The sequence below is a fragment of the Verrucosispora sp. TAA-831 genome (assembly GCF_050780145.1).
GTDB lineage: Bacteria > Actinomycetota > Actinomycetes > Mycobacteriales > Micromonosporaceae > Micromonospora.
In genome coordinates this window covers 5,546,652-5,568,634 of the sequence record NZ_CP192240.1, presented here as the reverse complement: position 1 = coordinate 5,568,634, position 21,983 = coordinate 5,546,652, and the positions used below count along the sequence as shown (strand labels likewise).

Below are 21,983 nucleotides of genomic sequence, written 5' to 3'. Positions count from 1 at the left end.
GGTACGCCGACGGGGCGACCGGTCGGTCTGGCCTAGGCTGGGCGGCGAGCATGACCCACAACGCGGTGGGTCGAGGGGAGTGGCACCGAATGGACCGGCGTCCGGCGATCAAACCGGGACCCGACCTCCGGCAGGCTGACACCGGCCGGGATGACAGCTTCGACACGGCGACCGACGGAGACGGCTACGGCCGACTCGACACAGGAACGACCGGGATGACCGGTTCGAGCATCGACACCCTCTACGACCTGGGTCTGCCACCAGAGGCGTTGGCGGACGACGTGGAGGACGCCGAGCTCGACGAGCCGGTGCCCAACGCCGAGCGGTTGGTGGCCCAGGCGGTCGCCCTGGCCGGCGACGACCACGACGCGGCGACCCTGGTGGGTCGGTTCTGGCGGTTCGCGCCGGACGAGGAGCTGATCGGCTTCACCGCCGAGGAGATGCTCGACGCCGCACGCGCCCACCGCCAGCTCGCCGAGCAGCGGGTACCGGGCGAGTTGAAGCTGCGGATCCACTCACCCGACGCCGAGCAGCACCACAGCGTCGTCGAGATCGTCACCGACGACATGCCGTTCCTGGTCGACTCGGTGACCGCGCTGCTCAACAGCCACCACCTGGACGTGCACCTGCTGGTGCACCCGCTGGTCGTGGTGCGCCGTGAGCCGCTGGGCCGGCTGGTCGAGGTGGCCGCCGACGTGGAGCCGGACGACGCGATCGACGGCGACCTGGTCGAGAGCTGGATGCGGATCGAGATCGACCCGGTCCGGGATCCGGAGGAGCGCGACAAGCTGCGCCGCGAGTTGCAGCGGGTGCTCACCGACGTGCGCGAGGCCGTCGAGGACTGGCCCAAGATGCGCCAGCGGGCCCTCGCCCTCGCCGACGAGCTGGCCGCCGCGCGGACCAGCGACAACCGGCCGCCGGTGCCGGAGAAGGACATCACCGACTCGGTCGAGCTGCTGCGCTGGCTGGCCCACGACCACTTCACCTTCCTCGGGTACCGCGAGTACCGGCTGGTGCCGAACTCGACCGAGGGCGGGCCGGCACTGGAGGCGGTGCTCGGCACCGGGCTGGGCATCCTGCGGCAGGACTCGCCGGAGGCGCGGGCGCTGTCGTCGATGACGCCCGAGGCGCACGAGAAGGTCACCGAGAAGCGCCTGCTGATCATCACCAAGGCGAACTCGCGGGCCACCGTGCACCGGTCTGCCTACCTCGACTACATCGGCTTCAAGATCTTCGACGCCGAGGGTCGGGTGGTCGGCGAGCGGCGGTTCCTCGGCCTGTTCTCCACCGCCGCGTACCGGACCAGCGTGCAGGAGCTGCCGGTGGTCCGACGCAAGGTCGCCGAGGTGCTGGACCGCTCCGGGCTCAGCCAGCGCAGCCACTCCGGCAAGGACCTGTTGCAGATCCTGGAGACGTACCCGCGTGACGAGCTGTTCCAGATCAAGACCGACGACCTCTACCACGCGGTCATCGGGGTGCTGCGGATGGCGGGTCGCCGGCAACTGCGGGTGTTCCTGCGTCGGGACGCGTACGGGCGGTTCATCTCCTGCCTGATCTACCTGCCCCGGGATCGGTTCACCACGCAGAACCGACTACGCATGCAGGACATCCTGCTGCGCGAGCTGAACGGTGTCGGGGTGGACTACACCACCCGGGTCACCGAGTCGATGCTGGCCCGGGTGCACTTCATCGTGCGGACCGACCCGGGCAGCCCGCCCGGGGACATCGACGCCGACCTGCTCGCCGAGGAGTTGGCCGACGCCACCCGGCTGTGGGACGACGACTACCGGCTGGTGCTGGAACGCAAGCTCGGCGACGAGCAGGCCAAGCACCTGTTCGCCCGGTACGCCGACGCGTTCCCGGAGGGCTACAAGGACGGGCACACGCCGTACGAGGCGATGAAGGACCTGGCCAAGCTGGAGCTGCTGGAGGAGTCCGGCCAGCTTGAGATGCACCTGTTCCGCAAGCAGCCGCTGCCGCGTGCGGTCGTCCGGGCCGACGTCGACGAGTCGATGGACGTCCGGTTCAAGGTCTACCGCTACGGCGAGCCGATGATGCTCTCCGCGGTGCTGCCGGTGCTGCACTCGCTCGGCGTGAAGGTGGTCGACGAGCACCCGTACGAGGTGGAACGCGTCGACGGCCGGATCTGGCTGTACGACTTCGGGCTGCGGCTGCCCGAGGGCCACCAGGAGCTGGCCGAGGTACGCCCGCACGTGGAGAACGCCTTCGCGGCGGCGTGGCGGGGCGAGGCCGAGGTGGACGGCTTCAACGAGCTGGTGCTGCGCGCCGGGCTCACCTGGCGGCAGGTGGTGGTGCTGCGGGCGTACGCGAAGTACCTCCGCCAGACCGGCACCGTCTTCTCCCAGGACTACATGGAGTCGACGTTCATCGCGTACCCGGGGATGGCCACGCTGCTGGTGCGCCTCTTCGAGGCACGGTTCGAACCGGGCTCGCTCACCGCCGAGCAGCGGGAGCAGCGGGCCGCGGAGCTGGTCTCCGAGATCGACGCGGCGCTCGACGACGTGGCCAGCCTGGACCAGGACCGCATCCTGCGGGCGTACCTGAACCTGATCCAGGCCACCCTGCGGACCAGCTTCTACCAGAAGCCGATCGGCGGGCGGCCCAAGCCGTACGTGGCGTTCAAGCTCGACCCGCAGGCCATCCCGGACCTGCCGGCGCCCCGGCCGAAGTTCGAGATCTTCGTCTACTCGCCCCGGTTCGAGGGTGTGCACCTGCGGTTCGGGCCGGTGGCCCGGGGCGGGCTGCGCTGGTCCGACCGGCGGGAGGACTTCCGGACCGAGGTGCTCGGCCTGGTCAAGGCGCAGATGGTCAAGAACGCGGTGATCGTGCCGGTGGGCGCCAAGGGCGGCTTCGTGCTCAAGCAGCGCCCGGGCGACCGGGACGAGGCCGTGGTCTGCTACAAGGAGTTCATCTCGGCGCTGCTGGACGTCACCGACAACATCGCGGCCGGTGACATCGTGCCGCCCGAGGACGTGGTCCGGCACGACGGCGACGACCCGTACATGGTGGTGGCGGCCGACAAGGGCACCGCGACCTTCTCCGACATCGCCAACGAGATCTCCGTCGCGCACAACTTCTGGATGGGCGACGCGTTCGCCTCCGGCGGTTCGGCGGGCTACGACCACAAGAAGATGGGCATCACCGCCCGGGGTGCCTGGGAGTCGGTCAAGCGGCACTTCCGCGAGCTGGGCCACGACACCCAGAACCAGGACTTCACCGTGGTCGGCGTCGGCGACATGTCCGGCGACGTCTTCGGCAACGGGATGCTGCTCTCCGAGCACATCCGGTTGGTGGCCGCCTTCGACCACCGGCACATCTTCCTGGACCCGAACCCGGACGCGGCCACCTCGTTCGTCGAGCGCAAGCGGTTGTTCGAGCTGTCCCGGTCGACCTGGGAGGACTACAACGCCGAGCTGATCTCGGCCGGCGGTGGCGTCTACCCGCGTACCGCGAAGTCGGTGCCGGTGTCGCCGCAGGTCCGCGCGGTGCTCGGGCTGCCCGACGACGTGACGCAGATCAGCCCGCAGGAGCTGATGAAGGCGATCGTCACCGCGCCGGTCGACCTGTTCTGGAACGGCGGCATCGGCACCTACGTCAAGGCCTCCACCCAGACCAACGCCGAGGTGGGCGACAAGTCCAACGACGCGATCCGGGTGGACGGGCGCAACCTGCGCTGCCGGGTGGTCGGCGAGGGCGGCAACCTGGGCTTCACCCAGCAGGGTCGGATCGAGTACGCCCAGTCGGGCGGCCGGATGTACACCGACTTCATCGACAACGCGGCCGGGGTGGACTGCTCCGACCACGAGGTGAACATCAAGATCCTGCTGAACACGGCGGTGGCCGACGGCGAGCTGTCCGTCCCCGAGCGGGACGACCTGCTCGCCCGGATGACCGACGAGGTCGCCGAGCTGGTGCTGCGGGACAACTACGACCAGGCCCGGGCGATCAACAATGCCCAGGCGCAGGCCGCATCGCTGCTGCCGGTGCACCGTCGGATGATCACGGATCTGGAGCGCTCCGGCGAGTTGAACCGGGCGCTGGAGGCGCTGCCGCCGGACGAGGAACTGGCGGTACGCGCCGAGTCCGGGCTGACCGCGCCGGAGTTCGCGGTGCTGCTGGCGTACGTGAAGATCGCCCTGGAGAAGGAGATCATCGCCGAGGGGCTGGCCGACGAGGAGTGGACCGACGAGGTGTTGGTCAACTACTTCCCGACCCCGATGCGGGAGCGGTTCGCCGACCGGATGGACCGGCACCGGCTGCGTCGCGACATCGTCACCACGGTGCTGGTCAACGAGGCGATCAACCGGGGCGGCATCTCGTTCGTCTACCGGGTGGTCGAGGAGACCGCCGCCACCGCCGCCGACGTGATCCGGGCGTACGTGGTGGTCCGCGAGGTGTTCGGGTTGCGCGAGGTCTGGGACGCCATCGAGGCCCTGGACAACCGCATCGACCCGGAGTTGCAGACCAGCGCCTACCTGGACACCCGGCGGCTGCTCGACCGGGCGGTCCGCTGGCTGGTCACCAACCGGCGCTCGCCACTGGACGTGCCGGCGGAGATCGCCCGGTTGCGGGAGGGAGTGGCCGAGCTGCTGCCGAAGCTGGAGACGCTGTTCTACGGCACCGAGCGGGAGGGCATCGCGGCGCACATCGACTCGATGACCGAGCGGGGCGTGCCGCGTGAGCTGGCCGAGCGCAACACCCGCCTGATGTACAGCTTCGGTCTGCTGGACGTGGTGGAGACCGCGGCCGGCAGCGGACGGGACGTGAGCGAGGTGGCCTCGGTCTACTTCGTGCTCTCGAACCGGTTCCGGGTCGACTCGCTGCTGTCGAAGATCTCCCTGCTGCCGCGGGAGGACCGCTGGCAGACGCTGGCCCGGATGGCGCTGCGCTACGACCTGTACGCCGCGCTGGCCGCGCTCACCGGGGAGGTGCTCGACTCCACGCCGGGCGACCTTTCACCGGCGGAGCGGGTGCAGCAGTGGGAGCAGTCGAACGCCACCTCGATCCACCGCGCCGAGCGGGCGATGGGGGAGTTCGACGAGTCCCGCGCCGACCTGGCCGCGCTCAGCGTGCTGCTGCGCCAGATCCGCACCCTGGTGCGGACCTCGTCAGCGAGCTGACGTGAAAGGAAGGGCACCTTTCTAACGCCTCGTGCATAGGAAGGTGCCCTTCCTCACGTCTCGGTCAGCCCACCAGCGACCTCTCGTTCAGCTCACCAGCGAGGCGAAGACGATCACGTTGTCCGGGTAGTCGCCCTTGGCCTCGTCGAACTGGCCGCCGCAGGTGATCACGCGCAGCCCGGGTCGGTCGGACGGGCCGTACACCTGTTCGGTGGGGAAGGCGTTCTTGGGGTGGGCGGCCACCGAGTCCACCCGGAAGTCGACCGATCCACCGTCGGCCCGGCTGACCGTGATGACGTCGCCGGGTTGCAGCGCGCCGAGGGAGAAGAAGACGGCCGCACCGATCGCCGCAGAGTCCACGTGCCCGACGATCACCGAGTTGCCCACCTCGCCGGGGCTGGGACCCGGCGAGTACCAACCGGCGAGCATGGCCTGGTCCAGCGGGGGAACCTCCACGGTGCCGTCAGGGTTGGTGCCGAGCATCATGATCTTCGCGTCGACGCCGATACGGGGGATGGTGATCGTGGTCGGGGCGGAGCGGGGCAGCCCGGTCGCGGGGCGGTCCGCGTCGGAGGCACCGTCGTCGAGGTCCGCGTCGTCGAAGGGTACGGACGCGCGCGGCTCGGGGGTGCTCGGACCGGCCTGTGCCAGGGGCTGCGGTGGGCGTACCGGCTCGACGGGCCGCAGTGATGCGCCGATCAGGCCGGAACCGACCATGGCCAGCAGCACGACGACGGCGGCGCCGACGGCGCGCCACGGAGATCCGTGACGGCCGCCGGCCCGCCTCGCCGTCGCGTCAGGCCGCGAACTCATCGGCCCGGCGCCGACGCATCAGCACGAGGCCACCGAGGGCCGCCGCACCGACCATGCCCGCTCCGGCGGTGGCCAGGCCACCGTTGGCGCCGGTGGCGATGCCACCGTCTCCGCCGTCGACCCCGCCGTGCGGCAGGACCACGATCTCACCCACGCCGCACGAGCCCTTGAGCTCGTACGTGCCGGGCTTGGCGTCCTTGGCTACGCGGGCCTCGCCGTAGTAGACGAAGTCCTTCTCGTGCTCCCAGCGGTCGCCCGAGTCGTCCTTGCCGCGCTCGCCCGACCAGTCCTTCTCGCCCGACCAGTCCTTCTCGCCGGACCAGTCCTTCTCGCCGGACCACTCGCGCTCGTCCTCGCCCTTCCAGTCGTGCTCGGACTTGGCGCCGTGCTCCTCCTCGGCGGACGGGGCCTTGTGGTCCTCGCCCTCCGCGTCCTGGCCGTGCTCCTCGGCCTTCCAGTCGCGGTCCTTGCCGTCGGCGTCGGCCGCACCGCCACCGGTGCCCTTGGACTCCGGTGCCGACTCGGCCTCGCCCGACCAGTCCTTGCTCTCGGTGCGGTCTTCGCCGCCGGACTGCCAGTCCTTGCTCTCGGTGCGGTCTTCGCCGCCGGACTGCCAGTCCTTGCCCTCGGTGCGGTCTTCGCCGCCCGACTGCCAGTCCTTGCCGTCCTGCCAGTCCTTCTTGTCCTCCCAGTCCTTGCGGTCCTGTTTCCAGTCCCGGTCGCCACCCTTGTCGCCTCGGTCGCCACCCTTGTCACCCCGGTCGCCACCCTTGTGGGCCGCTTCGAGCTTGACCTTGCCGGTGACCTTGGACCAGACGAAGGCGTGCTCCTGCGCCTCTTCGCAGATCTGCACGAGCTTGACCTCGTCGCCGGGCTTCACCGCGTGCGGCTTGGCGAAGACCTTGCCCTCGTCCTCGGGAGCGTGGCCGTCGGCGAGCGCGACCCCGGGCGCGAACACCAGCAGGGAAGCACCGCCGAGGGCGGCACCCGCAACGACCTTCCCCAGCATCTTCTTAGCCATGACCTGTGTCACTCCATCCCTGTTGTCCTGCGGCTCGCACAACCGAGCCAGAACTGACGTTAGACCGTTTCACGACCTATGCAGGGAAAGATTCGTGTTCTGGCATTCGTACGATTTACCCGATCGATCAGGCATCGCTGAGGGGGGTGTCCCGGCCCGTCCCCGGTGGGGTGTTTCCACCTCTTCGTAGCCGCTGGAAGCGGGTTCGGTGGCGGTGTGTCACCTGGCGCGCCCATCGGGGCCGGGTAGGGTTTCGAAAATATCGAACCATTGCCATGGAAGCGCTCCCATGCAAGAATCGCTGCACGCGGTGATCGGAGCCACACCGCACAGGCAGTTGTCGAGGGCATCCGGGTTCACCGGACGACCACTTGCCGTCGACCGGGTCAGCCGGTCGTGCACCACCACCAACGCCCGCCCGGGTCGGGCGCTCCCGAAGAATCCCGTTGGCATCGGCGGTCGTCCGTGCAGGACGTCCCTCGGACGCCACGTGCCGGGCCGTACGCGGATCCGGTCTCGCCCAAGGAGATCAGTGGCATGAATGTGTGGAGAAGGCTGTCCAGTCGACGGCGGGCCGTCGCGCTGGCTGGCGCGAGCGCGCTGGTCGCGGGCGGTTTGGTGACGATTCCGGTCACCGCGGCGCACGCCGCGACGCAGTGCGACGTCGCATACACGACCAACGACTGGCAGGGCGGCTTCACCGCCAACATCACCATCCGGAACATCGGTGACCGGCTCACCAGTTGGACGCTCGGCTTCACGTTCCCCGACGCCAACCAGCGCGTCCAGCAGGGCTGGTCGGCCCGCTGGACCCAGTCGGGCCGGAACGTGACCGCGCAGAACGAGTCCTACAACGGCAACCTGGCCACCGGCGCCAGCACCAGCATCGGCTTCAACGGTGCCTGGAGCGGCAGCAACCCGAAGCCCACCTCGTTCACGGTCAACGGGGTCGCCTGCAACGGCGGCACCACGCCGACGACGCCGCCGCCGACCACCCCGCCGCCGACCACCCCGCCGCCGACGACGCCGCCGCCGACCACCCCGCCGCCCACGACGCCTCCGCCCACCACGCCGCCGCCCGGTACCAAGGTCGACAACCCGTACCTGAACGCCCGGGGCTACGTGAACCCGGAGTGGAAGGCCCGGGCCGAGTCGGTCACCGGTGGCAACCGGGTGTCGAGCATCTCGACCGCCGTCTGGATCGACCGGATCGCGGCGATCGAGGGTACGGACAACAGCCAGTCCAACGGCCCGATGGGCATCCGGGACCACCTGGACGAGGCGCTGCGGCAGAACGCCGAGTACATCCAGTTCGTCATCTACAACCTGCCCGGCCGGGACTGCGCGGCGCTCGCCTCCAACGGTGAGCTGAAGGCCGACGAGCTGCCCAAGTACAAGGCGCAGTACATCGACCCGATCGCGGCGATCATGGGTGACACGAAGTACCGCAACCTGCGGATCATCACCGTCATCGAGGTCGACTCGCTGCCGAACCTGGTGACCAACACCTCCAACAACCCGGGTGGCACCGTGATGTGCGACACGGTGAAGGCCAACGGCGCCTACGTGCAGGGTGTCGGCTACGCGCTGGCCAAGCTGGGCGCGATCCCGAACGTCTACAACTACGTCGACGCCGGGCACCACGGCTGGCTCGGCTGGGACAGCAACTTCGTCCCGAGCGCCCAGGTCCTGAAGGAGGCCGCCACCGCCTCCGGCAGCACGGTCAACAACGTGCACGGCTTCATCACCAACACCGCCAACTACTCCGCCCTGATCGAGCCGTACGCGAAGATCAGCGACACGGTCAACGGGCAGACGGTGCGTCAGGCCAAGTGGATCGACTGGAACTTCTACAACGACGAGCAGAGCTTCGCTCAGGCGTTCCGGCAGGAACTGGTCCGGCAGGGCTTCCCCAGCGGCATCGGCATGCTGATCGACACCTCCCGTAACGGCTGGGGCGGCAGCGCCCGGCCCACCGGCGCGGGCCCGACGACCAGCGTGGACGCCTACGTCGACGGCGGCCGGGTCGACCGCCGCATCCACAAGGGCAACTGGTGCAACCAGGCCGGTGCGGGCATGGGCGAGCGGCCGAAGGCCGCGCCGGCGTCGGGCATCGACGCGTACGTCTGGATCAAGCCCCCGGGTGAGTCGGACGGCTCCAGCCGCGAGATCCCGAACAACGACGGCAAGGGCTTCGACCGGATGTGCGACCCGACCTACACCGGAAACGACCGCAACGGCAACAGCCGCAGCGGTGCCCTGGCCGACGCCCCGATCTCGGGCGCCTGGTTCCCGGCGCAGTTCGCCGAGCTGATGCGCAACGCCTACCCGCCGTTGTCCTGACGGCTAGGCATACCGGCCGTCAGCAGTAGGTGAGGCGCTGCGACGGCGGGTTTCCCGGGGCCCCTGGTCCGACCGCACCGGTCGGACCAGGGGCCCCTCTCGCCGCGCGGCACGGTCCACCCGAACCGGGTGGACCCGTCCCGCGCTCAGGGCACCGTCTTCTCGATCGCGGCCCGGCCGGTCTCGGCCAGCTCACGCCGGGCGCGCTCGATGTTCTCGGGGGTGGGGTCCTGACCTCGGGCCATCACCAGGTCCTCCGGGTCCCACGGCTGCTCGGCCCCGGTGCGGATGTCGTCCCCGGCGGCTCCGGTGCCGGTCCCGGTCGCACCGGTGCCCGCCGCGTACGGGTCGGCGATGACGTCCTCGGTGGGCGCGTCGAGGTCGATCCGCTCGCCCGGTGCGGCGAAGGCCGGGGTGTCCCGGTCGGCACCGCCCCCGGTCATCAGCTCCGGAACGCCGCTGTCGTCGTCCACCGCCGCGGCCACCTCGGGGCGCTCCTCCAGCGGTCGGTCACGATCCGTCATCCTGCCGCCCTCCTGTCCGCCACACGGTTCCTCCGGCCCCCTGCGGGTACCCGTCGGTCGCCGGGTAATGCCTGCGACGGCACACCGAAGGCGGGCGTCCCTCGTCGGGACACCCGCCTTCGACGGTGATCAGCGGCCGAGCACCCGGTCCAGGAAGTCGCGGTAGCCGCGCACCGCCACCCGGAGCTGTTCGGTGTCGGGCGAGCCCGCCTCCTGCCACCCGCCGAGCTTGTCCTTGTGCTCCGCCAGGGCCGCGGACAGCGCCTGCATGGCCTCGTCGACGAGCGACTGGGCCTGACCGGCGGCGGCCTGCGGGTCGTCCACGAAGCGGAGCTGGACGTCGCGCCAGCGGTCCCGGAAGCCCTGTGCGGTCGTCTCGTCGAAGAGGGTCGCCGCACTGGCCGGAACCGTCGATCCGGCCCCGGTGTCACCGGTCGGCGACGGGCCGTCCGGGTCGACCATGGTCGGGGCGGCGCTGCCGTAGCCGGCGCCGCCGGCCGCCGCCACGTCGCTGGTGTCGACCGCCGACGCGTCGCCGGGGAGGTCCCGCGACTCGATCCGTCCGTCGAGGTCGTCGGCCCGGTGGCCGTCCGTCCCCCGGTGCGCGGCAGTGTCGGAGTCGTCCAGGTCGAGGTCGGTGCGGTCCATGTCGTCGCCGGTCCGGTCGAACTCGGCCGTCGGGTCGGCCCGCAGCCCCTCCCGCTCGCCGTCGACCGCGCCGTCGCCCGGCGCCGCAGTGCGCTCCTCGCGCGGGTCGATCTCGTCCTCCGGGCGCGGACTGGCCAACGCGGACGCGGCCACCGCGCCACCGACCGAGGTGGCGCCGAAAGCGGTCGGCACCGGAGCGGGATCGGTCACCTCGCCGTCACGGTCGTCGTCACCCGGCCGACCGTCCCAGGGGCGATTGCGGTCGGCGGACTCCACCCGGTCGCGGTCCGTCGGCTCGTCGATGCGGTCGAGGTCGTCCGGTACGCCCCGGTCGGCACCGTTCGGCGGCACTGCCACCGGGGCAGACCGGACGGCCTCGGGGTGGTCGTTGTTGAGCTGCTGCTCTTCTTGCCGCATGGTGCTCTCCTCAGCGGTTCGTGGCGTCATGGGCGGCCTCGGGGTGGCGCTGCTCGGGCGTGGTGGCCGCCGCGACCGGTTCCTCGCCAAGCAGGTCGGCGAAGAGGGCGCGGTAGTGGACGACGGCCTGGCGGAGGTCCTCGGTGCTGGCCTCGCCCTGCTCGTTGCGCAGGTGGATCTCGTGCGCGTCCCGGTAGTGGCTGAGCGTCCGGGCGTGTTCGACGGACAGGTGGGCGATCTGGTCCGAGAAGTCACCGGTGGGGTAACCGCGCTCGGCGACGAGCCGGGTGACCAGTTCGTCGGCCTGACCGACGGTCTCGGCGGGGGAGTCGATGAAACGCACCTGGAGCTCCTCCCAGGCGGCGGCGTACCGGGCGCGGGACTCCGGTGCCAGCGGCACGAGTTCGAGTTCGGCGTGCCGGCGTTCCCGGTCCCGCAGCTCGCGTTCGGCGGCGCTGCGGCTGTCCCGCTCGGCGACGACGTGGTCGTACTCCGGGCCGAAACGCTGCCGTAGCCAACGGCGGCGGCCGGCCACGACGACGGCCGCGGCCACGGCGGCGACCACCAGGATGACGAGGACGGTGACGACTATCTGCGTGGGCGACATGGCTCCTCCTTCGTCTTGAGGTATTCCCTGCGGACACTGATCGCCAATCCCGTTCCGGAGCACTTTCCTCATCCGGATCGGTGGTGGGCAGGGCGGGAACCCGCCGGAAGGGGACGAGCGGCGAATCGGCGGCATCGACCGAGGCCGGGAACGGGACGCGCACCGCAGCACCGCCCGTTCGGCGACGGCAGGGGCGTCCTCGGGACGTCCGGCACCGTATAGGTAGTCTCGACGGACGGTAGTGCGTCCGGCGCGGATTACGTATCCTGCCCAAGGCGCCCGAACCCCGGCGTCCGGCGGGCAGCCGGGCGCACGTCGGTGACGGTGCCGCCCGGCCGTGCCGGAGCCCTTCCAGCCACCCTCCCGGGCGAGGTCCGATTGAACACCCGCGACTGGCCGATCCGCTCCAAGCTGACTGCGCTGGTCGTCGTGCCGGTGACCGCGTTGCTGGCACTATGGATCTTCGCGACCACCCTCACGTTCGGTCCCGCGCTGGACCTGCTCGCCGCCCGGACCCTGCTGTACGACCTGGGTCGGCCCGGCGAGACGGTGGTGGCCGAGCTGCAACGGGAGCGACGGCTCTCGGTGGTGCACCTCGGCTCGCCCCGGACGGTGTGCGGCCAGCCACCGGCCAACTGCGTCCTGCCGGAACTGGTCGCGCAGCGGTCCCGCACCGACACCGCCATCGCCGAGTTGCAGCGCCGGGTCTCCGGGGAACAGCTACGCGACGCCGCCGGGGAGCTGCTGGAGACCCGCCTGGACCGTCTCCTCGGCGAACTGGAGGCGCTGCCGTCGGGGCGTGCGTTCATCGACCGCCGCGACCTCGACCGGGCCGGCGTGATCGGCCTCTACAGTGGCATGATCTCGTCCGCCTTCCACACCTTCTCGGCGTTGGCGAACCTGCCGGACCAGAACCTCAACCGGGAAGCGCGGGCGCTGACCGACATCGGCCGCTCGCGTGAGCTGCTCGGCCAGACCGACGCGCTGCTGGCCGGTGCGCTGATCGGCGGACGGCTCGCCGAGGGTGAGCACACCCTGCTCGTGCAGGGCATCGCCAACCAGCGCTTCCTGGCCGAGAGCGCGGTGGCCGACCTGCCGGAGCCGGACCGCGCGGCGTACCAGCGGTTGACCGAGCAGGACGAGTTCACGCAACTGCGGCAGATGCAGGACGAGTTGGTCGCCGCCGACCCCTCGGCCCGACTCCGGATCGATCCGCAGACCTGGCAGGCCAGTTACGACACGGTGCAGGGGGCGCTGCGCGACTTCGAGCTGACGCAGGCCGACGGTCTGGCCGACCGCTCGGTGCCGATGGCGGTGCGGACCCTGGTCCGGCTGGCCGCCGCCGGACTGCTCGGCCTGGTCGCCGTGGTGCTCTCGCTGGTCGTCGCGCTGCGGGTCGGTCGGTCGCTGGCACAGCGGTTGACCCAGGTACGCGGCACCGTCAAGGAGGCCGAGGAGCGGCTGCCCGAGGTGGTGGACCGGTTGCGCCGGGGCGAGCAGGTGGACGTGGCCGGCGAGGCCCCGCTGGCGGACCGGGGCGCGGACGAGATCGGCCAGGTGGCCAAGGCGTTCACCGAGGTGCACAAGGCCGCGATCCGGTCCGCCATGGTCGAGGTGAGCCTGCGTCGGGGCCTCAACGAGGTCTTCCTGAACATCGCCCGACGCAGCCAGGGGTTGGTGCACCGGCAACTCACCGTGCTCGACCGGATGGAACGCGACGCCGAGGACCCGGACCACCTGGCCGAACTGTTCCGGGTGGACCATCTCGCCACCCGGTTGCGGCGGCACGCCGAGGACCTGGTCATCCTCGCCGGTGCGGCCCCCGGGCGGGGCTGGCGCAACCCGGTGGCCATGGTGGACCTGATCCGGGGCGCGATCTCCGAGGTCGAGTCGTACGACCGGGTGGACATCGTCAACGTGCAGGCCGCCGGCACCGTGGGTCGGGTGGTCGGCGACGTCATCCACCTGCTCGCCGAACTGATCGAGAACGCCACCGCGTACTCGCCGCCGGACTCCCGGGTGGAGATCTCGGGCGAGCACGTCGCGCACGGGTACGCGCTCTCGGTCACCGATCACGGGCTCGGCATGACCGCCGCCGCCATCGAGGAGGCCAACCGGAAGCTCGCCCGGTCACCGGACTTCGACCCGACCGAGACCGCGCGGCTGGGGCTGTTCGTGGTCGCCCGGCTCGCCGCCCGGCACGACGTACGGGTGCGGTTGCGGGAGTCCGACGGGACCGGGTTGACCGCCGTGGTGCTGATCCCGGCGGCGCTGATCACCGCCGAGCCGTCGCTGCTGCTCGACCTGGACGCCGCCGGGGACGACCAGGCCGCCACCCCGGAACAGCGCCGGTTGGCCCGGGCCACCCGGCTGACCACGGTGCCCCGACAGAGCACCCGAGCGCAGGTCGAGCCGGAGAAGCCGGCCCACACCGGGGCGGCGTCGGCGAGTACGGCCGGCAGCCGGGGTGGACCGACCTTCGGCTCCACGGTCGGCGCGGCCGAGGCCGACGGCCTGCCCCGCCGCATTCGTCAGCGGGGTCCGGCCGCCACCACGCCGTCGGCCGCCACCGCACCGTCCGATGCCACGGCGTCGGCCACCGCGTCGCCGTCGCCCGACACCGCACCGCCGGCCGCCGCCGACGGCGCGGCACCATCGCCGGTCGATCCGCCTCCGGTGTCGCCCACCGCCCCGGCGGACACGCCGTCCGGCAACGGGTCGCCCGGGCACCGGGTGGTGGCCGGACGTGCGCAGGACGGTGTCGACGCGCCGACGGTGCTGATGCCGGCGGTGTCGTCGGCGATCGACGGGCCGACCGTCCGGCAACCGGTGGTGGTCCCGCGCGGGCCGATCCGCCCGCTCGGCGAACCGACGCCCCGTAGCCCGGAGGAGGCCCGCCGGTTCATGTCGGCGCTCCAGGCGGGCACCGCGCGGGGCCGACGCGCCGCCGTCGTACCGAACGGCGACGCGGATCGCCCCGGACCGCCCACCGGGGCGGGGCGTGGCGGTTCACCCGCCGACGAGGAGGTACGTACGGTCTCGCCCGCGCCGGACCGATCCGGTGCCGCCCCCGCCGACCAGAAGCAGGACCGAGGCACCGAACCGGCAGGGCCGCCGGCCGGTGACCCGACGACTGTGCAATCCCCGACCGCGACTGAGAGGGACGCCTGATGCATTCGACGAGGCAGAGTGCCGATCTCGGCTGGTTGCTGGACGACTTGTTGGATCGGGTACCGACCGCGCGGCAGGCGGTGGTGCTCTCGGCGGACGGGCTGTTGCTCGGCTGCTCGACCGGGATGGACAAGGCCGATGCCGAGCACCTCTGCGCGCTGGCCTCCGGCCTGTCCAGCCTGGCCCGGGGCGCGAGCCGGCACCTCACCGGCGGCCCGGTGCGCCAGACGGTGGTGGAGATGGAGTCCGCGTACCTCTTCGTGACGGCGGCGGGGCAGGGTGCCTGCCTCGCGGTCGCCAGCGACGCCGACGCCGACATCGGCCTGGTGGCGTACGAGATGGCGATGCTGGTGACCCGGGTGGGCGAGAACCTCGGGACACCGGCCCGGGCGTCGGTGGGTACCGCCGATGCGCGCTGACTTACCGGGGAACCAACACGAATGGCTCGACGCCGACGCCGGGCCGGTGGTCCGGCCGTACACGCTGACCGGTGGCCGGGTACGGGCCAGCGCCGACGCCTTCGACCTGGTGGCGTACGTGCTGGCGAAGCCGGACCCGGACCTCGGCGCCTATCCGGAGCTGTACCCGGAGCACCGGCTGCTGGTGGAACTGGCCGGTCGGGGGACGCCGGTGGTGGAACTCGCCGCCGATCTCAATCTGGCCATCGGTGTGGTCCGGGTGCTGCTCGGCGATCTACTCTCCCGGGGACTGGTCGCCGTGCACCAGCCGCCGCGTGCCACGTACCTGCCCGACAACGACATCCTCAAGGCGGTGGTCGATGGACTCCGTGCGTTATGACGGCGAGCGGCGGGAACACCGGATCCCGATCGCGCTGAAGATCCTCGTCGCCGGTGGCTTCGGCGCCGGCAAGACGACGCTGGTCAGCGCGTTGAGCGAGGTCCGGCCGTTGCAGACCGAGGAGATCCTGACCGGGGCGGGCATCGAGACCGACGACCTCTCCGGGGTGGAGACCAAGTCGACCACCACGGTGGCGATGGACTTCGGTCGGATCACCATCAACGACGACCTCCAGCTCTACCTGTTCGGTACGCCCGGGCAGGACCGTTTCTGGTTCCTCTGGGACGAGCTGGCGTTCGGGGCGCTCGGCGCGGTGGTGCTCGCGGACACCCGTCGGCTGGCCGACTGCTTCCCGTCGATCGACTACTTCGAGCAGCGCGGCATCCCGTTCGTGGTCGGCGTCAACTGCTTCGACAACTCGCAGCGGTTCAGCCTGGAGGCGGTCCGCCGCGCCCTCGACCTCGACGGCGACGTGCCGATGGTGCTCTGCGACGCCCGGGACCGGCAGTCCGGCAAGACCGTGTTGATCTCCCTGGTCGAGCACGTGGCCCGGCAGCGGGGCGAGCCGGTGCCGGCCGTCTGAGTCGGGCCGGACCGGGCGGATCGGCGGTTCGTCGTGGATTCGAGGTCTAACCGGCCGGGATCAGGGCAAGGCTTCTGGTGAGATCGACACAGGATTCGGCAGGGAGGCGGAACGCGGTGGCGGTTCAGGGCGAGATCGTGCACATCGGCGGGTACACGGCGTCCAGCGGCGGTCGGGCCACCGGCATCGTCGCGGCCCGCCGGGATCCGCACACCGGCGAGCTGACGTCGCTGGGCACGGTCGCGGTCACCGCGTCGCCGTCCTTCCTCGCCCGGCACCCGCGCCTACCGATGCTGTACGCGGTCAACGAGCTACCCACCGGTGAGATCGGTGCCTGGCGGGTGGGGGCCGACGGGGCGCTGGACGCGGCCGGTACCCAGCCGACCGGTGGCGCGGAGCCGTGTCACCTGGCGGTCGTGCCGGACGGCGGGCACCTCGTGGTGGCCAACTACGGCAGCGGGAGCGTGACCGTGTTCCCGCTCGACGCCGACGGTGTCCCGGGCCCGCGTACCGACGTGGTGGCCCACCAGGGGCACGGGCCGAACCCGGAGCGGCAGGAGCAGGCGCACGCCCACATGGTCTCGCCGGGCACGGACGGCGCGCCGTTGCTCGCCGTCGACCTGGGTACCGACTCGATCTACCGGTACGACCTCGACGGGTCGGGCGCGTTGCGGCCCCGGGGCGCCCGGATCCGGACCGCCCCGGGGGTGGGTCCCCGGCACGTGGCCCGGCACCCGGACGGTCTGCGCTGCTACGTCGCCGGTGAGTTGGACGGCTCGGTCCTCGCGTACGAGGTGGCCGGCGACGGGGGGCTCCAGGAGATCGGGCGGGTCGAGGCCAGCGGCCGGGCCGGGCACGTGCAGCCGTCGGAGATCGCCGTGGGTGCCGACGGCCGTTTCCTCTACGTCGCCAACCGGGGCGTGGGCACGATCACCGTCTTCGGCCTCGGCGCGAAGCTGCCGGAGCAGGTGGCCGAGGTGGACACCGGCGGCGAGTGGCCGCGTCACTTCGTCCTCGTCGGCGAGCACCTCTACGTCGCCGACGAGCGGGCAGATATGGTACGCACTTTTCTCGTCGATCGGGAGACCGGCGTGCCGACACCGTCCGGGGAGCCGCTCGTGGTCGCGAGCCCCACCTGCGTTCTGCCCTGATCGTGGGGCTGAGACATAGATGCATCCACATTGCGCCGTGGCATCGTCACGCAAAGTTACCAATTCAGGGGAAACTGTTTCTCCTCTGTAACTTTCGACCGAACGGCCATGGCAGTCCACGGGCGGGATACGCAAGATGGTCTGCGTGTCAGCAGGCCGCCATCGCATGCGTTCAGGTATTCACGGCGCCGCCGCCGCGGCGGCGGTCGGCGTTCTCGTCGTCACGGCCGGAGGATGGGTCGGCTACCGCCAACTCGCCGGGCAGGACTGCTCGGGCAAGATCGAGCTGTCCGTCGCCGTGGCCAGCGAGCTCGCTCCGGCGGTGGACCAGGCGGCCACCGAGTGGGAGGAGAAAGGTGCCGCCGTCGAGGGCACCTGCATCGACGTGACGGTCTCGGCCGCCGACCCGGTCGAGGTGGCGGCGGTGGTGGCGGCCAGGCACGGCGCGACCCTGGCCGGCGTCGGCCAGGCCAGCGGCACCGCGGTGAGCCCCGACGTCTGGATCCCGGACTCCTCCACCTGGCTGCTGCGACTCAAGACCGGCGGCGCGGCGGCCTTCGAGCCGGGCAACGGTGCGTCGATCGCCAGCAGTCCGGTCGTCGTCGCGATGCCCGAGCCGATCGCCGCCCGACTGGGCTGGCCGCAGAAGGAACTCGACTGGACCCAACTGCTGGCCCGGGTCAACAGCGACCGGCCGCTGCGGACCGGGATCGTCGAGCCGACCCGGGACGCCGCCGGACTGTCCGGCCTGCTGTCGCTGATGACCGCGGCCTCGTCGACCGGTGGTGCCACCGCCGAGCAGGACCGCGTCGGCGCGCTGCGGGCGCTGGCGTCGGGTGCCTCGGCGTTGCGCCAGGACCTGTTGGCGAAGTTCCCGACCTCGGCGGACAACACCACGCTGGCCAGTGCGCTCGGTGCGGCGGCCCTCTCCGAAGAGGACGTCATCCAGTACAACGCCCGCAAGCCTCCGGTGCCGTTGGCGGCGCTGTACCTCAAACCGGCACCACTGCCGCTCGACTACCCGTACGCGGTGCTGCCCGGCATCGATCCGGCCAAGGCGTCCGCCGCCCGGGTGCTGTTCGAGGCGCTGACCACCTCGTCGTTCAAGGACAAGCTGGCCGAGCAGTCGTTGCGCGGGCCGGACGGGAACTGGGGGAGCGGCTTCGCCGCGCCGCAGGGCGCACCGAGTCCGGCGGGCGGGGACACCTCCGCCGCACCGCCGCAGGGCGGGGTGGCCGCCGGTGGGCTGGCACCGGACGCGGTGGAGCGGGCGGTGTCGAGCTGGTCCATCGCCACGCTGTCCGGCCGGATGCTCTGCATCATCGACGTCTCCGGCTCGATGAAGAAGACCGTGCCGACGGCCAACGGGGCGACCCGGCAGCAGGTCACCATCGAGGCCGCCCGGCGTGGCCTGAACCTCTTCGACGACTCCTGGTCGATCGGGTTGTGGGTGTTCTCCACGAAGCTGGCGGGAACGCGGGACTACCGCGAGGTGGTGCCGATCGGTCCGTTGTCACGACAGCGCAGCACCCTGGAGCGGGGATTGGACACGGTCACCTCGTCCAGCGGTGACACCGGGCTCTACGACACGCTGCTGGCCGCCTACAAGGACGTCCAGCGCAACTGGGAACCGGGCAAGGTCAACTCGATCGTGCTCTTCACCGACGGCAAGAACGAGAACCCGGACGGCATCTCGCAGCGCGAGCTGCTCGCCGAGCTGGAGCGGATCAAGGACCCGGAGCAGCCGATCCAGGTGATCATCGTGGGCATCGGCACCGAGGTGAGCAAATCGGAGTTGGACACCATCGCCGGGGCGGCCGGCGGCGGAGCGTTCATCGCCGCCGACCCGACCAACATCAGTGACATCTTCCTCAGGGCGATCGCTCTGAGGAAGGCGCCGGCCTGAGCGTCGGCGCAGGGGACGGGGTCTGCGGTACCGGAGAAAGCGGTACGACAGGCCCCTTTCCGGTCGTCCTCCACACCGGAAAGTGACGGCAATACGTCCGAAGCAATCGGCCGTCATAGTTATCAAGGCAGGATGTCCTCGTGCACCGGCAGATCCGGCCTCCGTCCCGGCCGATCCCGGGCCGTCGGCGAGCGAAGTGTGGGAGGGCTGGTGACCTCGGCGACGCTGTTGACCCCCGCCAGATCGTCATCGCGATCGGGTGAGGCTGCGCCATCGAGCGGGTCGGTGCGTGGCGACCAGCGGACGTACGTCCGTTCCCTGGTCGTACTGGACGCCACCGTCCTGTGCGTGGCGGTGCTCATCGGTTACGCGGCCCGATTCGGCGAATCCGTGCCACGTGGTACCCACGTGCCCTACGTCCTGTTCGCGCCGGCCCTGGTGCTGGCCTGGCTGGTCTCCCTCAAGGTGCTGCGCTGCTACGACGACCGGGTGGTCGGCTACGGCGCGGACGAGTACCGGCGGGTGAGCATGGCCAGCCTCCGGCTGGCCGGTGCCGTCGCGATCCTCGGGTACATCGCCGACGTCGGCGTGTCCCGGGGCTTCCTGGCGATCTCGTTCGCGGTGGGCACGATCGGGCTCGAAGTGGCCCGGTTCGCCGCACGCAAGCGCCTGCACCGAGCCCGGTCGCGGGGGACGGGCTGGTCTCGGCGGGTGCTGGTGGTCGGCGACACCGCACACGTGCTGGAACTGGTGCACACGCTGCGCCGCGAGCCGTACGCCGGCTACCAGGTGGTCGGCGCCTGCATCCCGGACGCGCTGCTGGCGCCGGTGGCGCAGCGGCTCGGTGACGTACCGGTGGTCGGCTCGTTCCGGGGCATCCCGGAGGCCGCCGACGCGATCGGCGCGGACACGGTCGCGGTCACCGCCTGCGGGGAGTTGACCGCCACCCGGCTGCGCCGCCTCGGCTGGCAACTGGAGGGCACCGGCATCGACCTGGTGCTGGCACCGGCGCTGACCGACGTCGCCGGCCCGCGCATCCACACCCGCCCGGTCGCCGGGCTGCCCCTGATCCACGTGGAGGCACCCGAGTTCCGTGGGGTGCGCAAGCTGGTCAAAGGGTTCGTCGACCGTTCGGTCTCGCTGGTGGCGCTGACCCTGCTGCTGCCGCTGCTGGCGACGATCGCACTGGCGGTGAAGGTGAACAGCCGCGGACCGGTGCTGTTCCGGCAGACCCGGGTGGGGCAGGGCGGGCGCGAGTTCGGCGTCTTCAAGTTCCGCACCATGGTGGTGAACGCGGACGCCCTGCTGGCCGAGTTGACCGCACGCAACGAGACCGACGGTCTGATGTTCAAGATGCGGGACGACCCCCGGGTGACCAGGGTCGGCCGGTTGCTGCGCAAGTGGTCCCTGGACGAGCTTCCCCAGTTGGTCAACGTGCTGCTCGGGCAGATGAGCCTGGTCGGGCCCCGGCCGCCGTTGCCGTCGGAGGTGGCCCGCTACGACGGCGACGTGGCCCGACGCCTGCTGGTCAAGCCCGGGATGACCGGTCTCTGGCAGGTCAGCGGCCGGTCCGACCTGAGCTGGGAGGACGGCATCCGACTGGATCTCTACTACGTGGAGAACTGGTCGCTCGCGGCCGACCTGACCATCCTCTGGAAGACCTTCGGCGCGGTGGTCAACAGTCGGGGCGCGTACTGACGGCGGCCTACGGCTGCGGGCCGGTCCAGTCCAGGCAGACCACGACCGCGTCGTCGGTCAGGTCACCGGCGACGAAGGCCCGCAGGTCGCCGAGGAGGGAACGGACCGCGTCCAGCGGGGTCATCGGCGTGGTACGGCGCAACATCCGGTCCAGGGCGGTCTCGCCGTAGCGGACGTTGCGCCCGGTCGCGTCGATCACCCCGTCGCTGATCATGAAGAGACGGTCGCCCCGCTGGAGCTGGATGTACTGCTCGTGATAGTTCGTCCCCTCGAACATGCCGAGCGGGAACTGCGCCTCCAGCGGCTGCACGGTGACCTCCCCGGCCCGCAGCAGCACCAGCCGGGGCGAACCCGCGTCCACGGCGGTGAGCAGACCGGTCCGCAGGTCGAGTTCGAGCAGCAGGGTCGAGAGATGTTGCTCACCCCGGTGCAGGTCGTAGATCGCCTGGTCGGCCAGGGTGGCCTGGTCGGCCAGCGGGATGCCGGCCCGGCGGGCGTTGCGCAGCGCGCAGGTGGCCAACGTGGTGAGCATCGAGGCGGCCACCCCCTCGCCCATCCCGTTGATCGTCGCGGTCCAGACCCGTTCGCCGTCGTCGGACCAGTCGAAGCTGTCGCCCCGCACCGCGTACGCGGGTTCGAGCTGACCGGCCAGGCTGAACGAGGGACGGGTCCGGCTGCGGCCGGGCAGGAGTTCCCACTGCACCTCGGCCGCGAGCGTGAGCCGTCGGGTACGTCGGGCGATGCGGTACACGTCGGTGCCGGGGTCCACGGCGCTCAACTCGTGGGCCGTCGCCGTGGCGATCTCCAGCAGCTCGTCCAACAGCCCGTCGTCGGTCAGCGGTGCGACCCGCAGCACACCACGCCGTTCGCCGCGCATGTTGACCGGCAGGTAACCGATGCCGTCGGCGGACACCGGCGTCTCGTGGTCGAAGCAGCGCCAGGCGGGATGACCCGGGCTGGTCACCTCGTCACCGCCGCTGAGCGGAAGCAGCGCGGCCAGGCGATAGTCGACCTGGAGCAGCTCGGTCTCGGTGATGCCGTACGCCCGCTCCAGCAGCTCCGCGATCCGGCGGACGAGCAGGTCTGCCGGGGCCGCCATGAGTGTGGCATGCGCCTCGTCGACCGGCTCGCTCATCGTCTCTCCTTGATCACAAGCCCATTC

The 21,983-nt window shown here is 71.2% G+C and carries 15 protein-coding genes; 9 read left to right on the top strand and 6 right to left on the bottom strand.

The genetic code is table 11. The features are described from left to right. The first annotated feature begins 89 nt into the window (after nucleotides 1-89). Nucleotides 90-5,141 (top strand): NAD-glutamate dehydrogenase, encoded by a 5,052-nt coding sequence (locus ACQVFL_RS24680; RefSeq protein ID WP_396690794.1) that lies wholly within the window; start codon nucleotides 90-92, stop codon nucleotides 5,139-5,141. An 87-nt stretch (nucleotides 5,142-5,228) separates the two neighbouring features. Here the strand turns inward: ACQVFL_RS24680 and ACQVFL_RS24675 are convergent, their stop codons facing one another. Together ACQVFL_RS24675 and ACQVFL_RS24670 are read right to left on the bottom strand one after the other, a co-directional pair. Further along, the gene (locus tag ACQVFL_RS24675) at nucleotides 5,229-5,954 is read right to left on the bottom strand and encodes a class F sortase (RefSeq protein WP_396690796.1); all 726 of its coding nucleotides are present in this window, start codon (nucleotides 5,952-5,954) and stop codon (nucleotides 5,229-5,231) included. Further along, nucleotides 5,938-6,975, bottom strand: coding sequence for a hypothetical protein (locus ACQVFL_RS24670; protein WP_396690798.1), 1,038 nt, complete (start codon nucleotides 6,973-6,975; stop codon nucleotides 5,938-5,940). The genes ACQVFL_RS24675 and ACQVFL_RS24670 overlap by 17 nt, the downstream gene beginning before the upstream one ends. A gap of 537 nt (nucleotides 6,976-7,512) precedes the next feature. On the opposite strand from ACQVFL_RS24670, the gene ACQVFL_RS24665 reads away from it, so the two are divergent. Beyond that, nucleotides 7,513-9,318, top strand: a complete 1,806-nt coding sequence (locus ACQVFL_RS24665; RefSeq protein ID WP_396690800.1) for a glycoside hydrolase family 6 protein — start codon at nucleotides 7,513-7,515, stop codon at nucleotides 9,316-9,318. A 146-nt stretch (nucleotides 9,319-9,464) separates the two neighbouring features. Here the strand turns inward: ACQVFL_RS24665 and ACQVFL_RS24660 are convergent, their stop codons facing one another. The 3 genes from ACQVFL_RS24660 to ACQVFL_RS24650 form a co-directional block, all read right to left on the bottom strand. Beyond that, nucleotides 9,465-9,842 (bottom strand): hypothetical protein, encoded by a 378-nt coding sequence (locus tag ACQVFL_RS24660; RefSeq protein WP_396690802.1) that lies wholly within the window; start codon nucleotides 9,840-9,842, stop codon nucleotides 9,465-9,467. 129 nt (nucleotides 9,843-9,971) lie between these two features. Beyond that, nucleotides 9,972-10,907 carry a hypothetical protein gene (locus tag ACQVFL_RS24655; RefSeq protein WP_396690804.1) on the bottom strand — a complete coding sequence of 312 codons (936 nt, stop codon included), beginning with the start codon at nucleotides 10,905-10,907 and terminating at the stop codon, nucleotides 9,972-9,974. Nucleotides 10,908-10,917: 10 nt separating this feature from the next. Further along, nucleotides 10,918-11,514 carry a hypothetical protein gene (locus ACQVFL_RS24650; RefSeq protein WP_431727701.1) on the bottom strand — a complete coding sequence of 199 codons (597 nt, stop codon included), beginning with the start codon at nucleotides 11,512-11,514 and terminating at the stop codon, nucleotides 10,918-10,920. A gap of 378 nt (nucleotides 11,515-11,892) precedes the next feature. Between ACQVFL_RS24650 and ACQVFL_RS24645 the strand changes: the two genes are divergently transcribed. From ACQVFL_RS24645 to ACQVFL_RS24615, 7 genes are all read left to right on the top strand, one after another. Beyond that, complete coding sequence (locus ACQVFL_RS24645; RefSeq protein WP_431727700.1) at nucleotides 11,893-14,685, top strand: nitrate- and nitrite sensing domain-containing protein; 2,793 nt, start codon at nucleotides 11,893-11,895, stop codon at nucleotides 14,683-14,685. Next, entirely contained in the window at nucleotides 14,685-15,104 is a 420-nt protein-coding gene (locus tag ACQVFL_RS24640) for a roadblock/LC7 domain-containing protein (RefSeq protein WP_431727699.1), read from the top strand. The genes ACQVFL_RS24645 and ACQVFL_RS24640 overlap by 1 nt, the downstream gene beginning before the upstream one ends. Continuing rightward, complete coding sequence (locus tag ACQVFL_RS24635; RefSeq protein WP_396690811.1) at nucleotides 15,094-15,483, top strand: DUF742 domain-containing protein; 390 nt, start codon at nucleotides 15,094-15,096, stop codon at nucleotides 15,481-15,483. The genes ACQVFL_RS24640 and ACQVFL_RS24635 overlap by 11 nt, the downstream gene beginning before the upstream one ends. Continuing rightward, entirely contained in the window at nucleotides 15,464-16,066 is a 603-nt protein-coding gene (locus ACQVFL_RS24630) for a GTP-binding protein (RefSeq protein WP_396690813.1), read from the top strand. Before ACQVFL_RS24635 ends, ACQVFL_RS24630 begins: the two co-directional genes overlap by 20 nt. Before the next feature lie 116 nt (nucleotides 16,067-16,182). Beyond that, the gene (locus ACQVFL_RS24625) at nucleotides 16,183-17,217 is read left to right on the top strand and encodes a lactonase family protein (RefSeq protein ID WP_431727698.1); all 1,035 of its coding nucleotides are present in this window, start codon (nucleotides 16,183-16,185) and stop codon (nucleotides 17,215-17,217) included. A 145-nt stretch (nucleotides 17,218-17,362) separates the two neighbouring features. After that, nucleotides 17,363-19,123, top strand: coding sequence for a substrate-binding domain-containing protein (locus ACQVFL_RS24620; protein WP_396690817.1), 1,761 nt, complete (start codon nucleotides 17,363-17,365; stop codon nucleotides 19,121-19,123). Between the two features lie 210 nt (nucleotides 19,124-19,333). Further along, nucleotides 19,334-20,821 (top strand): sugar transferase, encoded by a 1,488-nt coding sequence (locus ACQVFL_RS24615; protein WP_396690819.1) that lies wholly within the window; start codon nucleotides 19,334-19,336, stop codon nucleotides 20,819-20,821. Between the two features lie 7 nt (nucleotides 20,822-20,828). Here ACQVFL_RS24615 and ACQVFL_RS24610 read toward each other — a convergent pair whose 3' ends face one another. Then, the gene (locus ACQVFL_RS24610) at nucleotides 20,829-21,956 is read right to left on the bottom strand and encodes a PP2C family protein-serine/threonine phosphatase (protein ID WP_396690821.1); all 1,128 of its coding nucleotides are present in this window, start codon (nucleotides 21,954-21,956) and stop codon (nucleotides 20,829-20,831) included. Nucleotides 21,957-21,983 lie beyond the last annotated feature (27 nt).